The sequence below is a fragment of the Acinetobacter sp. PW68 genome (genome assembly GCF_020982655.1).
GTDB classification, from domain to species: Bacteria; Pseudomonadota; Gammaproteobacteria; order Pseudomonadales; family Moraxellaceae; genus Acinetobacter; species Acinetobacter towneri_A.
Map to the genome: position 1 here is coordinate 1,033,001 of NZ_JAHZSX010000001.1, position 17,701 is coordinate 1,050,701.

A 17,701-nucleotide genomic window follows, 5' to 3' on the forward strand; every position below is an offset into this window, starting at 1 on the left:
TTATTTCATCGAAGCTTCCAACCACTTGTCGAGATCCTTGAACTTGGGGTTTCTCAGCTTCTTTGTCCCAACCAGTATTGTCGGGAAATTTAACTTTCCAGTAGTATAAAGGGATCGCAGTTCATCAGCTGCCGCGTCGTCTTCGTGAACATCTAAAAAATCAAACTCGATTCCTTTTTCTTTCAAGTACGACTGGTAAATCTTGGTTTTGTGGCAGTCCTTATGACCGAACAGCTTAATCCCCACGACCCCCTCCATTTTCTAAAATTACTCTACAAACTTCAACGACTCCGAGTTGATGCAGAATCGAGCCCCAGAGGGCTCAGGACCATCTGGAAAAACGTGCCCTAAGTGGGCTTCGCACACATTGCATAGCACTTCGATTCTTCGTCCGTAAGTCGTGTCCAGTTCATATTGAATTACGTTGTCGGCGACGGGCTCAGAAAAACTCGGCCAACCTGTTCCCGAATCAAACTTAACGTTCGAATCAAACAGTTCAGTGTCGCAGCCCGCGCAGGCATACCGTCCTGCCTCATAAAATGAACAGAGTTCCCCAGTGTGAGGGCGCTCGGTGCCTTTCTTCCGCATGACATTAAATTGAGCGGGCGTCAGAATTTTTTTCCACTCTTCCTCGCTCTTTTCTACTTTTCTAGGAGGAGCGGGAGTGCCGTTATCGAGATAGTTGTTAATGCTTTCCCAGTTGAACATAAATTTGCTCCTTTATTTTTGGGTTTGTTCTTTAGCTATCAATCCACGCGAAGAAGTCAGTCGCGCTACCAATGAATTTTCCATCCACAAAAACTTGCGGAACAGTTTGAAGGTTGGTTTTTTTCTTCAACTCATCATAAGTCTTGGGATCGTCATCCACGCGAATTTGTTTAAAATCAACTTTTTCAGAAGTTAAGTACTCCTTCACGCGTTTACTAAACGGACAATGGTCTTTTGTGTAGATGACAACGTTCTTAAGTTCTTTCATTTTTCCTCTTTCGTTTGATTCATGGTTTAATCTCTCTCAAAATGGCACGTGTACCCGTGGGGATTCTTCTTCAAATAGTTTTGGTGATACTCCTCAGCGTCATAAAACTCTTTTTCCAAGGCTACCGTCGTGACCACGGGATTCTCGAAGCGACCGATCTCATTGACCTCATCAATCACGTTTTCGATAATCGCTTTCTGTGCATCGTCACGATAGAACGCTGCCGAGCGATACGAAGTGCCAACATCATTTCCTTGGCGATTCTTCGTAGTCGGATCATGGATTTTGAAAAAGTAATGTAGAATCTCTTCGAGAGATATTTCGTCTTGGTCGTATTCCACGCGAACCGCTTCGGCGTGCCCCGTTTTCCCTGTTATAATATCGGCGTAGGTAGGATCATCAAAATCTCCGCCAGAGTAGCCCACCTTCGTTGACGTCACACCGTCCAGACTCCTAAGGAGGTCTTCGAGACCCCAAAAACACCCTCCGGCAACGATCACATAATCTAGTTTCATAAAGCCTCCTTAGTTTTCATCCACTTACTGATTAGACAGAGGTGGTCCCACTTGTTTGAACAACTAAAAGCGTATTTATAAGTGATATTCCGCTCTAGTTAAGCCACCTTGTTTTGTTGGGGTAGCTGATCATAGTAAAACTCATTTGGTGTCAATTTGTCTAGACTCGAATGAGGTCGTTTCAGATTATAAAACTCAAAATATGCACTCAATTGCTTTTTCGCATCTGTGACACTGCTATAAGCTTTGAGATACACCTCTTCATATTTAACGCTCCGCCATAATCGTTCAACCATCACATTATCAATCCATCGACCTTTACCATCCATACTGATTTGAATGCCATTTGATTTCAATACATCAATAAATGCATCACTGGTGAACTGACTGCCCTGGTCTGTATTAAATATTTCAGGTGATCCATATTTTTCAATCGCTTCATTTAAAGCCGAAATACAAAAATCCACCTCCATACTAATCGATACCCTATGCGCAAGTACCTTGCGGCTATGCCAATCAATCACAGCACATAAATAAACAAAGCCTTTTGCCATAGGGATATACGTTATATCCGTACACCACACTTGATTACTGCGCTGAATAGCCAATCCTTTGAGCAGATATGGATATTTACGGTGAGCTTGATTGGCCTGACTTAGATTTGGTTTACGATATAACGCATTAATGCCCATTTTCTTCATTAAAGTACGTGTATGACGTCGTCCTATATGATGTCCTTGACGATTCAATAAATCACGCATCATACGGCTACCTGCAAAAGGGTATTGCATATGTAACTCATCCATACAGCGCATCAGCTTCAGATCTGATTCACTCACAGGTTTTGGGCCATAGTAATAACAACCACGAGAGACTTTCAGTAACTTAGCCTGTTTAGATACTGAAATCTGAAGTGAGTGATCGATTAACTTTTGTGGTTGAAGCGGCCCAGTTTCTTCAACACACCTTCTAAAAAATCAATTTCTAATGCCTGCTCACCGATTTTTGCATGTAACTTTTTAAGATCAATGGGGGGTTCTGATGGAGCTTTTGATTGATCGAAAGCTTGCGAGGAAGCTGAGATCAATTGATTTTTCCAGTCAATAATTTGGTTTTGATGAACATCAAACTCAGAACTCAATTCAGCAAGTGTTTTTTCTGCTTTGATCGCAGCAAGTGCTACCTTAGCTTTAAAGTCGTTTGAATGATTTCTTCTTGGTCTACGTGCCATAAAATACTCCATATATTGATGTTTATAACATCATTTGAGGAGCAGAATATCACTTATAGGAGTTGTTCAAATTTCCGGATCCATCTCTAGACTGACTTTACAGCATGTAAAATAGATATAATATGTTCAATAGTTCGTATAACATGACCTATTGGACAGTTTACGTAGGAGCTATATATGGATGTTCTCAGTGAAATTTTAGATAAGGTAGAGCTTACTAGCAGCTACTGGTATAGAACCTCATTTGCGGGAGACTGGGGCATCAGCCTCCCGCAGGAAGAGAATCTAGCGAGATTTCACATCGTGACTCATGGCGAGTTTTGGTATGAGGTGCCAAAACTTAAACTTAAAGCATTGGCGGAGCAGGGCGATATTTTGATCTTTTTCAAAGGGATGGAGCACACCATGGCCAGTGCACCAAAAATCAAGGCCGAGCCTGCGGTCGAATTTAGAGCTAAAGCCAACCTCACCGAAGCTCAAGTTTTGGAATACGGTGATCAGAGCAAGCTCAAAGCCAACGTCGTTTGCGGACATTTTTGTTTTAATGGCGGACCCGATCATCCATTCTTAAATTCGCTGCCAAATGTCGTGCATATCAAGAGTGCTGATAACTCCCACTCGCCTTGGCTTGCCATGCTTTTAAGTATTATAGATCAGGAAGCAAAATCAGGGCTTCCTGGAAGCAACACGTTAGTCAGAAAGCTGACCGAAATTATCTTCGTGCAAGCGTTAAGAATCCACATGTACAAATCCAATAAAAATGCTGGATTCTTCAAACTGATCGAAAATCCGCAACTCAGCAAAACCTTGGAAGCTATTCATCATAGTCTCGATAAAAAATGGGGTCTTGACGATCTCGCCGGGATTGCGGGGATGTCGCGTACGAACTACAGCGTCAAATTTAAGGAGCTGTCAGGCATGACACCTCTTGATTATTTAACCTATTGTCGGCTTGAAAAAGCAAAGCAGCTGCTTAAAGAATCCGGTAAGTCTGTTCCCGAAGTGAGTGAAGCCATTGGGTATCCGGCACATGAACACTTTCAAAAGTTGTTTAAGAAAAAAATTGGCAAAACTCCTAGCGCGTACAGAAAAGAAAATTCTGAAAAGGTGTAAAAATGAATATCTATAACTCTCCTGTTACCAAAATAGCTTTCTGGGTCATAGTCATTGGTGGTGCGGCTTGCCTGCTTATCCCTTTGTTTGCACCTCTTCTTCCGCTGCAATATTTGAAAGGTTATGGCGAAATAGGAGATGCTCTTGGAGGTATTTCAAGCCCATTTCTACAAATTCTGGGTTCAGTGCTTCTCTTTCTGGTGTTAAAAGCTCAGATTGACGCTAATGGCATCCTCCATCAGCAAATCGAAAAGGAATATACGAAGGAGCAACTGAGGCACGAGTTGAATCAGCTTCACGAACTTTATATGTTCGTCGAAAGAAACATTAAAAATTTTAGCTACGATCAGGAAAAGATGATTGATGGCAAGTCGCAAATGATCCTTTTGCATTCCCGGCGAGCGATTAAATGTTTCATTGAGGATCTAGAGAGCTTAGATGTTGATATTCACAAAGATGACGACATTTTAAGGTTCGACGGGGTTAAAGAAATTATGAGCATTTTGAACAGCGTTGACCTATATTTCGACAAAATCAAAGACAGCGAGATTGCACCTTATCATAAGAGTTTTTATAAAACGCTTATGCAGCACGAACTTCTCTTCAGCGTTTTTCCTTATCAAGATCTCGACAATCAAGCGTACCTAAAACAAGAGCATTGCCCAGAGTGTGGTGAATATCATGCAAATTATCCGCCACTGATTTATGACCGGTTACAGAAAATTAAAAAAAGTTTCTCCTGATGTATTATGGATATTTATTCGGTATCGGTCCTACCAAAAAGCTATTTGTAGTATCTCGAGTACGTGCTGTGGTGTAGTAATTCCAATCTTAGAAAACTCAAAGCTTATTCTGAAACTATCGGAATTGTCGGTTGGGTGAGACTTAGTCGCCCCGTAAAGCCTTATCGGGGCGGCAAAGATAACTTTTTATATCACTGCTATTGATGACGTCCTTTGTTTACTAAAGTTGTAAGCCCTTATTCTTTGTTTTAGACCTTCAACCACTCCGGGCTTGTCACTAGGAGAGTCCCCTTGGCTAACCTTAGCCGTCAGATCGTATTCAGCGATTTCTAGCCGGTCCCCCTGAATCATTTTACGCCAACCGTTCCACAACTTAGGGTCAAGCTCTTCGGTACGCCAACCATCGGTCGGTTCGCTCCGACTCGCTAAAGCCAGATCCCTGATTTGGTTCTGGAGCGTTAGATCGTCAATCATTGTTCGGCGTCAACTATCTTGGCCGGTTCGCGTCAATTATGATGGCCGGTTAGGTTTTCTCATTTTTCCTACTTCCAGCTTGTTTTAACTGATGTTGTTTTCGATAGCTTTCTCCTTCTAATTCTATAATTGTCGCGTGGTGGATCAGCCGATCTATGGCCGCTACCGTCATCATGCTGTCTGGGAAGATCTGATCCCATGCACTAAACGGGTGATTGGCTGTGATGATCAGGCTACCGCTTTCATATCGATGCGCGATAAATTCAAACAGTACCTGGGTTTCTGCATCGGTTTTTTTCACATAACCAATGTCATCAATGATGATCACCTGATACTTATCCAGCTTGCTCATCTCGCTCATCAGATCCAGTTCGCGCTTGGCTTGTTGTAACTGTTGTACCAAGCCAATGGCTGGAAACAGTTTGCAGCGTATGCCTTGCTCAATCAGCCGGTAACCCAATGCATTGGCTATGTGTGTTTTGCCGGTGCCACTGGGGCCAATCAGCAGGATATTATCGGCGTGATGTGCCCAGGACAGGTCTTGGTGCAACTTGGCGATGAGCGCTTGATTTGTCCGGCTGAGCACGCTGTTATCCAGAGTGCTTAAGGTTTTTCCCGGTGCCAGCCTCCCTTCGCGTACCCAGCTTTGTGTGCGCCGTGTAAAGCGCTCTGCGAGCTCGTATTCGCATAATGCCGCAAGGTAGTCACTGTGCGACCAGCCTTTTTCTACCGCGGTTTGCCAGAGTTTTTCATAGTGCCTGACGAACGCCGGCAGCCTTAATTCTTTGAGCAGTAATGCAACGGAGGAAGTCAAAATGGCACCTCCACATCGTGTTTCGCCTGTGCCTTTAATGACGTTAGCAGTGCATCATAACTTTGCAGGTTATGTTGCTTTGTCTTAATGTCTGGTGCGCTTTGCGGGGTGTAAAAGCGCTCCTGAATGGTTTTGGCACTTTCAAACAGACCGGCTCTGGCCTCTTGCAACAAGGTCTCTCCCAGCTCTTGTTCGCTATCGTATTCGCTCGCCAGCCATAACACCGTGACTATCCATTTACAGGCATCCTGTGCTGGTAACGCATCATCCACTAACTGCCACAACTGCCGGTAATTGTCGTCAGGTAAGATATCATCCCGCAGTTGCGAGTAACGAAACGCCTGCGGTTTAGCGGCCAGTGAGCGGATAATATGCCGGTAGTTGATACAACGTGCACGGCTTTGGCCGAGGGCCGGGTAAATTCGTGGCAAGGTCAGCGCCACTTGCTGGCCCACATAGAGCACCAGTTTGTTATGATACAGCCGTACTTGCAGGCGTTCGCCAATCAGTCGTGATGGCACGCTGTACACCACCCGGCGCACTTCAATGGTGGCACTACGGGTGACTTTAATGCTCAGCAAGGTGTAATCAACAGCATCATATTCCGGTAAGGCTTGCAGGGTTTGCTGTTCTTCTAAAAAGCGGCTGCGTGAGCGCTGGTTTAGCTTGCCGACGATTTGATCAATAAAGGCCTGGTAGGCTTCGATACTGTCAAAGTCACTGTGGCCGCGAAGTAGCAGGTGCTGCGCCAGACGGCGTTTAAATGAGCCATTAGCGCACTCCACTACGCCGTTCTCATGCGATTGCCCCAGGTTATTGCGCGTTGGCGTCATGTTGTAATGCTCGCACAAGTCCTGATAGGCATCTGTCCAGACATTTTGCGTATTGTTCCTGGCGGCACTGAGGCTATCGGTGCGATGCTCCACCGGACAGCCACCAGCCTGCGTCAGCGCACGCTGTAAACCGGTAGATAAGGCAGAATAGCTCTCACCACCCTGAACCACAGTGATGGAACGCCAGCCGCTATAAGCGAGGCGGAACTGATACAGCAAATGAGCAAAGGGTTGCTGCTTAATGGTGATCGGGCTATCAGGATGAGTAAAATCAGAGAAGCCCTGTAAACCGGGTTGAGCTTGCTGGCGGAAGATGACATCTTTCTCCGGGCCATGTAGTGCTTTCCATTTCTTAACCCGACGCTGCAATGTTCTCAGAATTCGCTGGTCATATTGGTTTGGATAGAGCGCCTGCAAATGCTCCAGCAAAGTAATAGGCGTAAGCTCTGGTTTAGCGTTTAAAAGAACAACTAGATCGGTTTCCCATACGGCTTCCAGTGGATCTTAGCGGGTGCGCCAATCTCTATCAGCTTTAGCGCGGGGTAAGGTGTTGGACTGCTCAATACGTCGGGCAGTGCGGGGGGAAATGGCAGACTTCGCAGCAGCGATTTCTTGAGTCATGCCTTGTTGGCGATGCTGCATATACAGCTCCTCTTGTCGGTGGGTGATATGTTGTCCAGGCACCTTGAACTCCGAACAGAAAACAAGGTACCTATTGTGACACCCAACCGGCCAAGATAATTGTCGTCAACCGGTCATCCTAATTGTCGCCGAACAGTCGATATCTATAGGAATTTGAGCAAGTAAGTTTCTAAATGCTTGTGAATCACTGACATCGTTGGCAGTTACTGTACAGTACTTGTTTCCAGGATTTTAGCATCTATATCGATATGTAGCTTAAGCCACTGCCGCTGATATTAAGGCTGATGCTTCGTACGTTTCCAATTGCTTTTACTTAAAAATTTCAAGTCAGTACAATCGTAAGCGTCCGCTGAATCCCATACCTATTTTTTAATTCGATTTAGGTTTCCAGCAGTGCGGCAGCAATTCTTCAATCTGGGTCACTTTATGTGTCGGCAGCCTTTTCAGCACATCACTTAAATAGGCATACGGATCCAAGCCATTCAGCTTTGCTGACTGGATTAACGTCATGATGTTTGCCGCTCGCTGACCACTGCGCAGCGAACCTGCAAACAGCCAGTTCTTGCGCCCCAACGCCCAGGGACGCATCTGATTCTCGACCCAATTATTGCAAATCGGTAGATTGCCATCATCCAGATAGCGGCTTAAAGCTGGCCAACGCTTCAGAGTGTAATTGATGGCCTTGGCGGTGGGAGAACTCGATGGCACTGTCAGATGATGTTGGTTGAGCCATTCATATAGTTGTTGCATCACTGGTTGACTATGCTGTTGTCGGTATTCGCGGCGGTCTTCCGCTGTACCATCGGTCTTTTTCCTGAGCTCTGCTTCTATCGCATACAGTTTCTGAATCAGCACTAATGCCTGTTCAGCGACCTGACTTTTCCCAGTTACATGCAGTTCATGGAATTTACGACGTGCATGCGCCATGCAGCCCACCTCAATGACATCGCCTGATTTAAAGCGTGCTTTATAACCACTGTAATCATCACAGACTAGATAGCCCTGCCAGCCTTTCAAGAACTCTTCAGCATGCTGGCCTGAACGACTATCCTGAAAGTCATAGATCACCGCCTGAACTGGATTGTACTGTGTAGTGGCATAGGCCCAGACATAACCTTTCTTCGGTTTTTTATCATTCTCACCCATCCGCATGATGGTGACCGGTGTTTCATCTGCATGCAGCACCTGCTGTTGTAGTACCACCTCTTTTAAGGCATTGGCCAGAGGTTCCAGTTCTACACCGCAGCGACCTATCCAGTCAGATAAAGTTGATCTAGAAAGTTCGATTCCCGCCCGCTGATAGATCAGACGTTGACGGTACAGCGGCAAATGATCGGCATACTTCGATACCAGCACATGGCTGAGCAATTCAGGTGAAGCAATGCCTTTATCAATCACATAGGCGGGCATCGCTTGCTGAGTCAGAGTGTCACACTGATCACAGACCCATTTACCACGCACATGCTGTTCCTTATAGAACTGTGCCGGTCTGAAATGCAGTTTTTCACTGACATCTTCGCCGATACGACGGAGTTGGCAGCCACAAGCACATTGGGTTGATGCAGGTTCATGCTCAATACGGATGGTGTGTAGATGATCTGGCAGTGGTCGACGTTTAGGTTTGTTGACTGTTGCTTTGTGTGTCGCTGCATTGGTTTTATCTGCATTTAGCCGTTCCAGTTCTAGATCAACCGCGGCAATATCTTCTTCAACCGCTTCATCCCACAGATGGATTTGTTTTGCCGTTAAGTGTTCATTCTTTTGGGCGAATTCGTGCTTTTTAAACAGCGCCAGTTCATGCTCGTATTTTTGATTGAGAATAGAAAGATGCTGAACTTTGGCATCCAATTGCTGGTTTGATTTTTCTAATTCTTGATTTGATTGTGCCAGAGACTGATGCTGCATTGCCAACTGTCTGGTAAATTCCAGCAGTTGTTCATGGGTCAGTTGGTTTAAGTCAGGCAGTGTATTCATGACCGCAGTATGCCTGAGGTCATGAAGAGAATGAAATAGAACGTTTGGAGAATAGCAGAATGCACCAACCTGGTTTAGAGCATCGTCACTACCTGCTGTCGTCCAATGCGCTGCCAGGGCAAACCCTGGATCAGTGCCTGTAACTGTTCCGGGCTGAGGGCCACGGTTTCACCTTGGTGAACTTGAGCCCAGTGAAATTTACCCTGTTCCAAACGCCGGGCACACAGCCAGATGCCCAGTCCATCATGTACCAACACTTTCATACGATGGCCACGTTTATTACAGAACAGGTAAGCACAATGCGGTTTGATGTAGCCAAAGGCTCTCACCACCTGGGCCATGGTCGTATCCATACCTGCACGCATGTCCATGGGCTGAGTAGACAACCAGATTTCATCAATGCGGATCATGTTGCAAGTGCCTTGAGTAATTCTGCCAAGGCAGGTATTTCTGATGTCTGCCATTTTAGCTGAATATCATTATTCGTATGAGGCACGGTGATACACAACGTGATCCTCTCATCAATAGGTTGGCTGATTGCAGCAGTGTAAGGCAAAGCAATAAATGCTGGATTCACATGAGTAGGATCCTGCACGGCACCCTCATGATGCCTGAAGATCCTGATCCAACGACTGACAAGGTTGGCATTAATACTATGTTGCAGTGCGACCGAAGCGATCGAGGTATTAGGATTTTTACAGGCATTGACAATACTGAGTTTGAATTCTTTGCTGTATGTTCTGCGTTTTTTAGCAACAGGAGGTGTTGCTGAATATATATCCATGTTCATGGATTAAGTCCCCACTTGTTTTTAGGTGGGAACTAAATTAAGGCTTATAGGATCGCTTGGTAAGGCTGTGTTAGCCGGATGCTTACGTACAATCGACAATTAGATGCAGTCCATTGCTGCTTTTTTAATAGTTAATTGCAATATCAATATGCTTTTGTTTTCTACATAGGGTGGAGTATCTTGCGTTGAAAAATTCAAGCTAGATAGCCTAATAAGCTTTGAACCAAACCCAATTGAGATATTCCCTAAACCGATTCAGAGGAGATTATAAGAGTGTCAATTGCTTGTATGATAAATTTTAGGTGTGAGCTTATTCATTTGGAAATAGTATTGTTGAATAAGCTCCCAGAATGAGTTTATGCGATAAAGCCACTCTATCCTAGAATCTGTTTATATAGATTTACAAGGTTCTCATCTATGCAAGGAATTAAATGATTGATTTTAGGGTGAGCAATAAGATCAGCTTCAGTTCTTTTAGATTTTTCTCGAATTTCAATAGTCCAATTCCTATCTCTGTATTGTCGCCAATTTAATTTAATTTTAAGAGGACGATTATAGCCCTTTAACTCCATAATGAATATCTGATCACATATTTCATCGAATAAAAATATGTGTGAGCGCTCAAGATAATCATGTCTTTTTAGCAGTAATTCCAAAGTATTTATAATAAATGAACAGCAATCATTTACTAGACTTGTACTGCCAATACTATAACCCCATTGATGTAATAAATATAATGCACACAGGCTATCTAAAGATCCATATTGAGCTAATTTTTCTAAATCAGATTTATTAAAATCTTTTATATGTCCATTTATTATTAAATTTTCAAATATATAATTAGGAAGATTATTTAACTCTATTAAAATTAACTTTTCTTCTGTAGTTCGATATTTTAAATTTTTCCATATTGAGTGATTGATGATATTGGATGAGCCAATACATTTCGAATCAATAATATCAATCCATTCTTGCTGTGGGGTAGATAATCCAAACTTATATTTTTTAAATAAATTTGATTCATGACTTTTTTCAGTATCTTTACATAATAACTTTGCTAAACCGAAATCATTCTTAATTTTCCCAAAAGCTATTAATTGATTATGAAAGAAATCATACCAACTCAATGTTTTAGCGAAATCTATCCTAGTTCTTAGTGGGCGTCCCATATATCTCTCTTTTTTATTTAAGCTCATAAATATCTTAACCCAAATTCTGGTAAAGAAAAAATAGATTTTAAGACAATTTCATTACCAATTTATTTATGTTTTTATAAGTTGAAATCAACTGGAATTACAAAATATGGTACTTAAGCACAAACAAAAGCCCATTACAGATGATCGGCTTTTGTTAACAACTAAGGAAACAGCTAGGTTGCTGGGATATGCAGAACAAACATTGCGTAAATGGGCACTGTATGAAAATGGACCAATAAATCCTATTAGACATGGTCGTAGTCTTCGATGGAGTAAAGCAGAAGTCTACAAATTTGCTTGCTCACAAGAAGACTAAATTTGAAGATGATATGAGCTAGTTGCTCATATCTATTCATTAGACTGCTAGGCGAGTTAGGTAATGTAATAACGAATTATCTACAAGCCAGCAGAAAGTTTATTTGGGTTGTATAAATTTTATTTAAAGAGAACAATTACTTGAAGCTTTTAATTTGTGATTGATTGGGTGGGGTTAGAAGGCTTTAAAGCTTAACTCTGAATAATTTTCACTTTTGAAAAAATTCAATGCTTTCAGACTGTATGAGCACAAACTTCAAAGCTATCATCCTGCAGGTAAAAAAGTTAATCACAAATATACTTATAAATAATTGTCCTACGTTAAAGGATCAATAGTGTTAAAAATGCCAGTAGATGAAAATAAAATAGAATCTAGATTAAGAAGTCTTTCTGAAAGTATTGCTCTTATGCATATCGATTTTGCAGGATTTTTTGAGGAGTATAGCCTTAAAGAATCAATAGACAGTATAATGTTAAATTATGAAAGTGGTTCTTATACTAGTGCGATAAAATCATGTTCAGAACAATCATTTTTAATAAAAAATAATAAATTAATTGATCTATATAAAGCTGAATATGGTAAATCCTATTTTTCAAATTTAATCATTGAAAGCAAAATTGTATTTGAGTTGAATGTTGTTATTTCATATATTGCTCATAATTTACAAAAAAAAGGTTATAGTGAAAGCCATATTTCAACACTTTACTATTACTTTTATTTGTTACTAAAATTGATTTCACCGAAAAATTGTGAATATCGTGATGAAGATGGTTTTAGTGAGATTTTGGAATCGATTAATATATTTTTAATAAAATCATGTGAATCAATAGTTGATGATTTAGATGAAAAATTTGTTTCAGATTATAATAAAAAATTTAATAAATTATTTTTCTCGGTTACTAATATTGATAAAATAACTATAGTAAAAAAGATTTTTGAATATTTAAAAATATTCATTGTAAAAATAAAAAATATCGAAAATTTAAAAAACAATAAGAAAAGCACAAAGGCTAAATCAAAATTCAAAAGAATTAAAGTTAGTGACCCTAGTCCACAAGAGGCTATAAGTATTTGTGTTCCAGAAGGATCTTATGATTCTATTGAGGATGAAATATCTGAAGACGATACTCAAACAATCCTTAATGTTAAAGCTGATAGTGTTGCTGGTAGAGTAAGTGGGTATGTACAATCAGATAAAAAAATAGCTGAAATTATAATCAGGAGAAATTATCCTACAGTATCAAATCCTTCGTTTTTAGAACAAATTCTATTACGAAAAGTATTTCAGGTACTGATAGATAAATTTCAAGCTCAGCCAGACTCACAAGAAAGTGCTATTGCTGCAATGTTCTTAATGTCGTTATTTACTGGGGTGTCAGCGACACATTTTCTTAATATAGACCTTCTCTTAGAAGATCAGCGAATTTCTAAAGCTAAGGATGCAGATGGTTATCTTTTTAGATATTACGTTGGTTTAGATAATACTGAAAAAAGTAAGAATAGAACGCTAATCAACCAACTTTGTCTTACTACAGCACAGAATTGGGATATTCATGTTCCAGCTTCGTGGGTAGACACTATTTTAAATCATCAAAATTTGTTAATAGTGGATTTGAATTTGAAAATTAAAGACTGGTTCTCCAGATATTGTTTAGGTGTAATAAATATTGGTTCTATAGCGCAGCAACTACATTTCCATATGGCACGCATTGATCCTAAAGGCCTTTTGAAAGAATTTATTAAAAATAAAAAAATTCATCATGAACCTGAATTAGCCTATGCTGTTTTCAATGCCATTGAAATGAATAAATATTATCAAAAATATCTTGAGAACGTCACTGACGTACAATTCCAGTCTAGTGATGATTCTAGCTCCGATAAAGCAATAGATTATCCTGTCATTTGGGAGCGAAACGAAAGAAAAATTGGGAGTAGGAAACTATGGAATACAAAAGATGCTCGGAATTTTATTCATAGATTAAAAAGTGATTTGGAGTCAACTCTCAATAATGAAAAAAAATCGCTTTATGAAAAGGTGAATAGTTATGCCATATGGATGTGGACAATTTGTTTATTAACTCTTGGTATCCGCCCTAATTCAGGTGCTCCAGGACCATTGAAGTATTACGATGCAACAAATGGCTTTTATTACGTTCATGATAAAAAAAGCGAAAGTCGTCCTTTTGGTCGTTATATACCGATAACCAGTTTTTTGAAAGAAGAAATATCGAAATACCAAAATTTCTTAATGGAACAGGGTTTAGCTAATAAGGTTGAAAAAGATACAGATTTATCCCTCATTTATATCATGGATAAAAGGAAAAAATTGCAGGAAATCACGGCAGATTTCGTCCAATGTAATTTAGAGTCAATGAATTTTTATTTGTATAAAAATTGGGCTAGACATTTTTTAATCAATTCTGTGAAGTTACCGATAGATATTCAAAAGACATTGTATGCACACGATAGTCTAGATCTTGGATTTAGTTATGGGTCTTCACTTAGTTTTTATGCATATAAAACGAAAATTCTCAATGCTGTTGACGGAATGTTGATTGAGCTTGGCTTGGTGATAAAAGTATGAGTAAATTATCATTAGAACTTCAGACTGACTTAAAAAATAAAGCAATAAATTTATGTTGTGATATCACTAAGTTATTTGATGAATTTAATTCTAAAAAGCGAAAAACTGATAAGTCATGGCGTAATCTTAATGTTAATACTCAAAAATTAATTGGAGTTATGCAACATGAACTTAACGCTCAACTTAAGTTAATGAGTGAAATACAGTTAAAAAATGAATATTTAACGTATTGGCGCGAATTGTGGTTTGTAGAAAAAACAAAAATTATTGATAAATATTATGATATTACGAAAGTGGTAGATTTATCGATACCTGATTATTTTATATCTAATAGTGCAAAAAAGGAAATTAATGCTACTCCACACAAATTAATAGAGGGTTCGCAATTAAATAATTTTAAGAATCAATTAGAGAAATTTTGGATAGAAAAAGAAGTTTTTAACTGTGATTCAGAATATTTTAAAGATATAGAAAGTAAAGAAAATTTATCTACTAATCATTGTCTGTTGAGGATTCTATTTGCTCAGTTGACATTAAGTTTAATTTTTCACTCAAATTGTCCATTTGAAAATCATCTAGTTAGTATAGTTAAAACAGTCTTTAAAAACTTTACTGAATATGGTGTATGTGATCTCAGCCCTATTGATGGATTAGAATATATTTATGATGTTAAGGACGCATCAAAATTACAAGCAAATGGTTTTTTATTGAGTTATCTAATTCCAAATAAAAGATATGCAAATTTGTTTTTGGATGGGAATACGTACCAGAGTTGTCAGGTCAGTCTTGAACCTATTACATTGATTATTTTGAATAGATTAGTTGCCGAGATACCTAAAACACATTATTTGAGTTTAGATCAAATTTTAGGATTTGATATAAATGATACTAATAAATTTAAAAATTGGATGTTAAATGAGTTAAGAAAAATTTCTCAGAATAATGAAGTTGTTAAAAAATTTAAAGCTAAAGGGTTTATGGCATTTAACCATATTGATTATATTGCATGGAATAAGAGAAAGGTATCAATAGATGGGTTTTTATCCGCATTAAATGTAGGGAAGTATGCTACGTCAGCAATTTCAATAAATTACTTAAATCAGCTAGAGCAAAGATTAAAAATTCCTTTAGAGGAGTTAAGGATTCAATATGTCCAAAACAAACTAATTAAGAGTGAAAAAGTAAATCAGTTATCTTTTCAAGCCATTAAGTGTACGGATAATTTTTCTAATACTATGCCCAAAGAAGTAAAGAGAATTTTAAGGATAGGATCTAAAAGCAATGATCAAAAACGGTTCAAAAGATCTTTAAAATTTAATTTGGCAAAGGTAAGAAATGAATATGATTTAGAGTTTATTAAGGGCGAAAGTGATCCAGATATAGCATCATTAAGTGTTCAAATTTGTTTGCTAAGTTGGTTTGAAATGAATTTGACAAATGGTATTAAATTATCTTCTCTTCAAACCTACAAGTCGGTGTTTTCAGTAGAGCTTTATTGCTATGCTGTTGAACATTCAATTAATTTATTAGATGCAGATCAAAGTGATTTTGAAGATATGTATGAGTACATATTAAGCGTGAAGATAAAAAATGATAAAAATACCACACTTGAGGAAACTAACTTAGAGAGTTATGAAAAAAAGCATGATACATATTCAGCTGCTTTAAAGCAGCTTAAGGCATTTCATAAACATATTTCTAGTGTGTTCAATGCTCCAAATTTGGATGATTGGTTTTCATATTATAAAACAGAGAATACTCAAGTTTGTCGTAGCGGATATATATCAAAAGATATGTTTAAATACATTATTGATAAATTATTGCCTAACTCAAAAAGACTTTTTAACCTAAAGATGGATTGTCATGACTTACGAATGGTAAGAATGATATGTATTTTGGGATATCGTTGTGGTCTGAGAATAAGTGAAATTTTAGGGCTTAAACTAAGTGACTTAACGACGTTAAGCTTAGAAAAACATGAAAATAATTCTAATAAAATTGAATATTGGTTATTTGATGAAAAAATAGAGTTTTTGAAAATACAAATTAGAAATAATTATGATCGACAGCTTAAAACTAGAAATGCACAACGTGCTTTGTGTTTAAGTGAATTACTGACTGAAGAAGAATTGCTAGAATTTTGTCATCTGCTCAAAATGATAGTTATAAATAAAAAAGAAAATCGTATTTGTTTAGGTGCTAACCGGTTCATCTTTGAAAAAAATGGTGCTGGACTTATTAAAGCAAGTTCAGTTAGACAAGTATTCAAATGTTGTTTGGATTTAATTTTTGGTGATGAACAATATAATTTCTCTTTTCATACATTGAGACACAGTGCAGCGAATAATCTTGCTATTGTGTTGAAGGGTAGTGATCAACTCAGAATAGCTTGGACAGATTATTCAGATAATCATGTTAAAAATATTCGAAACTATATTTTAGCTGAATCGACTTCTTTGGAAGATAGAGCCGATGTTTGGAAACATTTGGCTTATATGTTAGGTCATTCATCGATAGAAATGACAGCAAACCACTATTTGCATGTTGGAATGATTTTGTATGCCGATGCATGTAATCGACAAGAAAATTACATACCTAGAAAGTTGTTACAGCATTTGCTACCTAAGCATACTAAAGCGGGAGTAGGTCGTAGTAAAAAGTTTATTATTGATATTAATATTTTGAATTACAGAAAAATATTATGTGATTATTTGAGAAATAGGGTAGGTTATAAAAATGAATTGACCCCTGATTATAAAATGAATGGTCACCAGTCACACTTTTTGGGAGGGGATCATACATTGAGCTTAGACCAAGATGTTTTTTTAGAAGAGCTAAATACAATACAAAATCCTATAGTTTTTAGTTCAGACTCCGAACTAAGAAAATTTTTTTTAGAATATATAGAATTGATATATAGCAATCGGTATTACACCCAAAAACGTGGGAATCATAAAAGATCCTCTGAAGAATTATTGGAGTTTCTTGCAGAATATGCTCAGCATGATAATTATCAAGCAATGCGTTTGATAAAACAGGCTTATGGTAAAGCTCAAGATCAAATAAGATTTCAGGATCAACTGACTCGGTTATCAAATCTTTTTCTCGATCATGTTTTGATTGTAGATGCTAAAATTAAATTTTATATTAGAGATGAAATAAGTTATGCAAATTATTTGGAGTTTTTAGTAAATCTAAAGGCAATTGTAGGTAATGATTTTTTTCGCAATATCTATTATAGAGAGCATGAATGGGAAGAATTTAGTAAAGTGATGAAGATTCGGAAAAATAAAAAATATGAAGTACTAGTTTTAAAGAATATTAATCCTAAAGCTAAGTATATGCAGATATTGATTTCTATTCTTTTTTATAGTTTGTCTTTGAAGATTGTAAATAAACATTTAGATACAGTTACTTAAGCTGCATATTGAGCAAGTATTTTTATATGTTGTACTTTAAATAAAAATATTTATACGTGCGTTAAATAATTTAACAGGTTT

General features: G+C 38.4%; 15 protein-coding genes and 2 pseudogenes. 5 read left to right on the forward strand and 12 right to left on the reverse strand.

The window, feature by feature from the left end:
• From K1T76_RS04925 to K1T76_RS04945, 5 genes are all read right to left on the reverse strand, one after another.
• On the reverse strand, positions 1–246 hold the full coding sequence (locus K1T76_RS04925; protein ID WP_025467194.1) for a glutaredoxin family protein: 246 nt from the start codon (positions 244–246) through the stop codon (positions 1–3).
• A 21-nt stretch (positions 247–267) separates the two neighbouring features.
• Positions 268–708: a peptide-methionine (R)-S-oxide reductase MsrB gene (gene msrB, locus K1T76_RS04930; RefSeq protein WP_000483554.1), complete on the reverse strand. Its 441-nt coding sequence runs from the start codon at positions 706–708 to the stop codon at positions 268–270.
• A gap of 31 nt (positions 709–739) precedes the next feature.
• Positions 740–976 carry a glutaredoxin gene (locus K1T76_RS04935; RefSeq protein WP_009499586.1) on the reverse strand — a complete coding sequence of 79 codons (237 nt, stop codon included), beginning with the start codon at positions 974–976 and terminating at the stop codon, positions 740–742.
• Between the two features lie 26 nt (positions 977–1,002).
• Complete coding sequence (msrA, locus tag K1T76_RS04940) at positions 1,003–1,491, reverse strand: peptide-methionine (S)-S-oxide reductase MsrA (RefSeq protein WP_000762837.1); 489 nt, start codon at positions 1,489–1,491, stop codon at positions 1,003–1,005.
• 98 nt (positions 1,492–1,589) lie between these two features.
• Positions 1,590–2,722, reverse strand: a protein-coding gene (locus tag K1T76_RS04945; protein ID WP_230244399.1) for an IS3 family transposase whose coding sequence is annotated in 2 segments (ribosomal slippage) — positions 1,590–2,470 and positions 2,470–2,722 — 1,134 coding nt in all. Because the reading frame shifts where the segments join, the coding sequence is not laid out codon by codon here.
• Positions 2,723–2,899: 177 nt separating this feature from the next.
• Here K1T76_RS04945 and K1T76_RS04950 point away from each other — a divergent pair.
• A complete protein-coding gene (locus K1T76_RS04950) occupies positions 2,900–3,835 on the forward strand; it encodes an AraC family transcriptional regulator (RefSeq protein WP_004911218.1) in 936 nt (311 codons plus the stop codon).
• Positions 3,836–3,837: 2 nt separating this feature from the next.
• Positions 3,838–4,578, forward strand: coding sequence for a hypothetical protein (locus K1T76_RS04955; protein WP_004911216.1), 741 nt, complete (start codon positions 3,838–3,840; stop codon positions 4,576–4,578).
• 523 nt (positions 4,579–5,101) lie between these two features.
• Here K1T76_RS04955 and istB read toward each other — a convergent pair.
• The 7 genes and pseudogenes from istB to K1T76_RS04990 form a co-directional block, all read right to left on the reverse strand.
• Positions 5,102–5,866, reverse strand: coding sequence for an IS21-like element helper ATPase IstB (istB, locus tag K1T76_RS04960; protein ID WP_016167552.1), 765 nt, complete (start codon positions 5,864–5,866; stop codon positions 5,102–5,104).
• Positions 5,863–7,383, reverse strand: a pseudogene (gene istA, locus K1T76_RS04965) (IS21 family transposase). The gene istB and the pseudogene istA overlap by 4 nt, the downstream one beginning before the upstream one ends.
• A gap of 327 nt (positions 7,384–7,710) precedes the next feature.
• Complete coding sequence (gene tnpC, locus K1T76_RS04975; protein ID WP_230243837.1) at positions 7,711–9,315, reverse strand: IS66 family transposase; 1,605 nt, start codon at positions 9,313–9,315, stop codon at positions 7,711–7,713.
• A 74-nt stretch (positions 9,316–9,389) separates the two neighbouring features.
• Positions 9,390–9,725: an IS66 family insertion sequence element accessory protein TnpB gene (gene tnpB, locus K1T76_RS04980; protein ID WP_000618091.1), complete on the reverse strand. Its 336-nt coding sequence runs from the start codon at positions 9,723–9,725 to the stop codon at positions 9,390–9,392.
• Complete coding sequence (locus K1T76_RS04985; RefSeq protein ID WP_230243836.1) at positions 9,722–10,105, reverse strand: transposase; 384 nt, start codon at positions 10,103–10,105, stop codon at positions 9,722–9,724. The genes tnpB and K1T76_RS04985 overlap by 4 nt, the downstream gene beginning before the upstream one ends.
• A 127-nt stretch (positions 10,106–10,232) precedes the next feature.
• Positions 10,233–10,336, reverse strand: a pseudogene (locus tag K1T76_RS15095) (IS5/IS1182 family transposase); the annotation flags it as partial.
• Positions 10,337–10,479: 143 nt separating this feature from the next.
• Positions 10,480–11,301, reverse strand: a complete 822-nt coding sequence (locus tag K1T76_RS04990) for a hypothetical protein (RefSeq protein WP_227555023.1) — start codon at positions 11,299–11,301, stop codon at positions 10,480–10,482.
• A gap of 106 nt (positions 11,302–11,407) precedes the next feature.
• On the opposite strand from K1T76_RS04990, the gene K1T76_RS04995 reads away from it, so the two are divergent.
• From K1T76_RS04995 to K1T76_RS05005, 3 genes are all read left to right on the forward strand, one after another.
• Entirely contained in the window at positions 11,408–11,617 is a 210-nt protein-coding gene (locus K1T76_RS04995) for a helix-turn-helix domain-containing protein (protein WP_125275013.1), read from the forward strand.
• A gap of 334 nt (positions 11,618–11,951) precedes the next feature.
• A complete protein-coding gene (locus K1T76_RS05000) occupies positions 11,952–14,201 on the forward strand; it encodes a hypothetical protein (protein ID WP_016167546.1) in 2,250 nt (749 codons plus the stop codon).
• Positions 14,198–17,620: a tyrosine-type recombinase/integrase gene (locus K1T76_RS05005; RefSeq protein WP_016167547.1), complete on the forward strand. Its 3,423-nt coding sequence runs from the start codon at positions 14,198–14,200 to the stop codon at positions 17,618–17,620. Before K1T76_RS05000 ends, K1T76_RS05005 begins: the two co-directional genes overlap by 4 nt.
• Positions 17,621–17,701: the final 81 nt, after the last annotated feature.

Coding starts and splice junctions, on each gene's coding strand:
- msrB (WP_000483554.1), bottom strand. CDS start 708: ATGTTCAACTGGGAAAGCATTAACAACTATCTCGATAACGGCACTCCC.
- K1T76_RS04935 (WP_009499586.1), bottom strand. CDS start 976: ATGAAAGAACTTAAGAACGTTGTCATCTACACAAAAGACCATTGTCCG.
- msrA (WP_000762837.1), bottom strand. CDS start 1,491: ATGAAACTAGATTATGTGATCGTTGCCGGAGGGTGTTTTTGGGGTCTC.
- K1T76_RS04950 (WP_004911218.1), top strand. CDS start 2,900: ATGGATGTTCTCAGTGAAATTTTAGATAAGGTAGAGCTTACTAGCAGC.
- K1T76_RS04955 (WP_004911216.1), top strand. CDS start 3,838: ATGAATATCTATAACTCTCCTGTTACCAAAATAGCTTTCTGGGTCATA.
- tnpC (WP_230243837.1), bottom strand. CDS start 9,315: ATGAATACACTGCCTGACTTAAACCAACTGACCCATGAACAACTGCTG.
- tnpB (WP_000618091.1), bottom strand. CDS start 9,725: ATGATCCGCATTGATGAAATCTGGTTGTCTACTCAGCCCATGGACATG.
- K1T76_RS04985 (WP_230243836.1), bottom strand. CDS start 10,105: ATGAACATGGATATATATTCAGCAACACCTCCTGTTGCTAAAAAACGC.
- K1T76_RS04990 (WP_227555023.1), bottom strand. CDS start 11,301: ATGAGCTTAAATAAAAAAGAGAGATATATGGGACGCCCACTAAGAACT.
- K1T76_RS04995 (WP_125275013.1), top strand. CDS start 11,408: ATGGTACTTAAGCACAAACAAAAGCCCATTACAGATGATCGGCTTTTG.
- K1T76_RS05005 (WP_016167547.1), top strand. CDS start 14,198: ATGAGTAAATTATCATTAGAACTTCAGACTGACTTAAAAAATAAAGCA.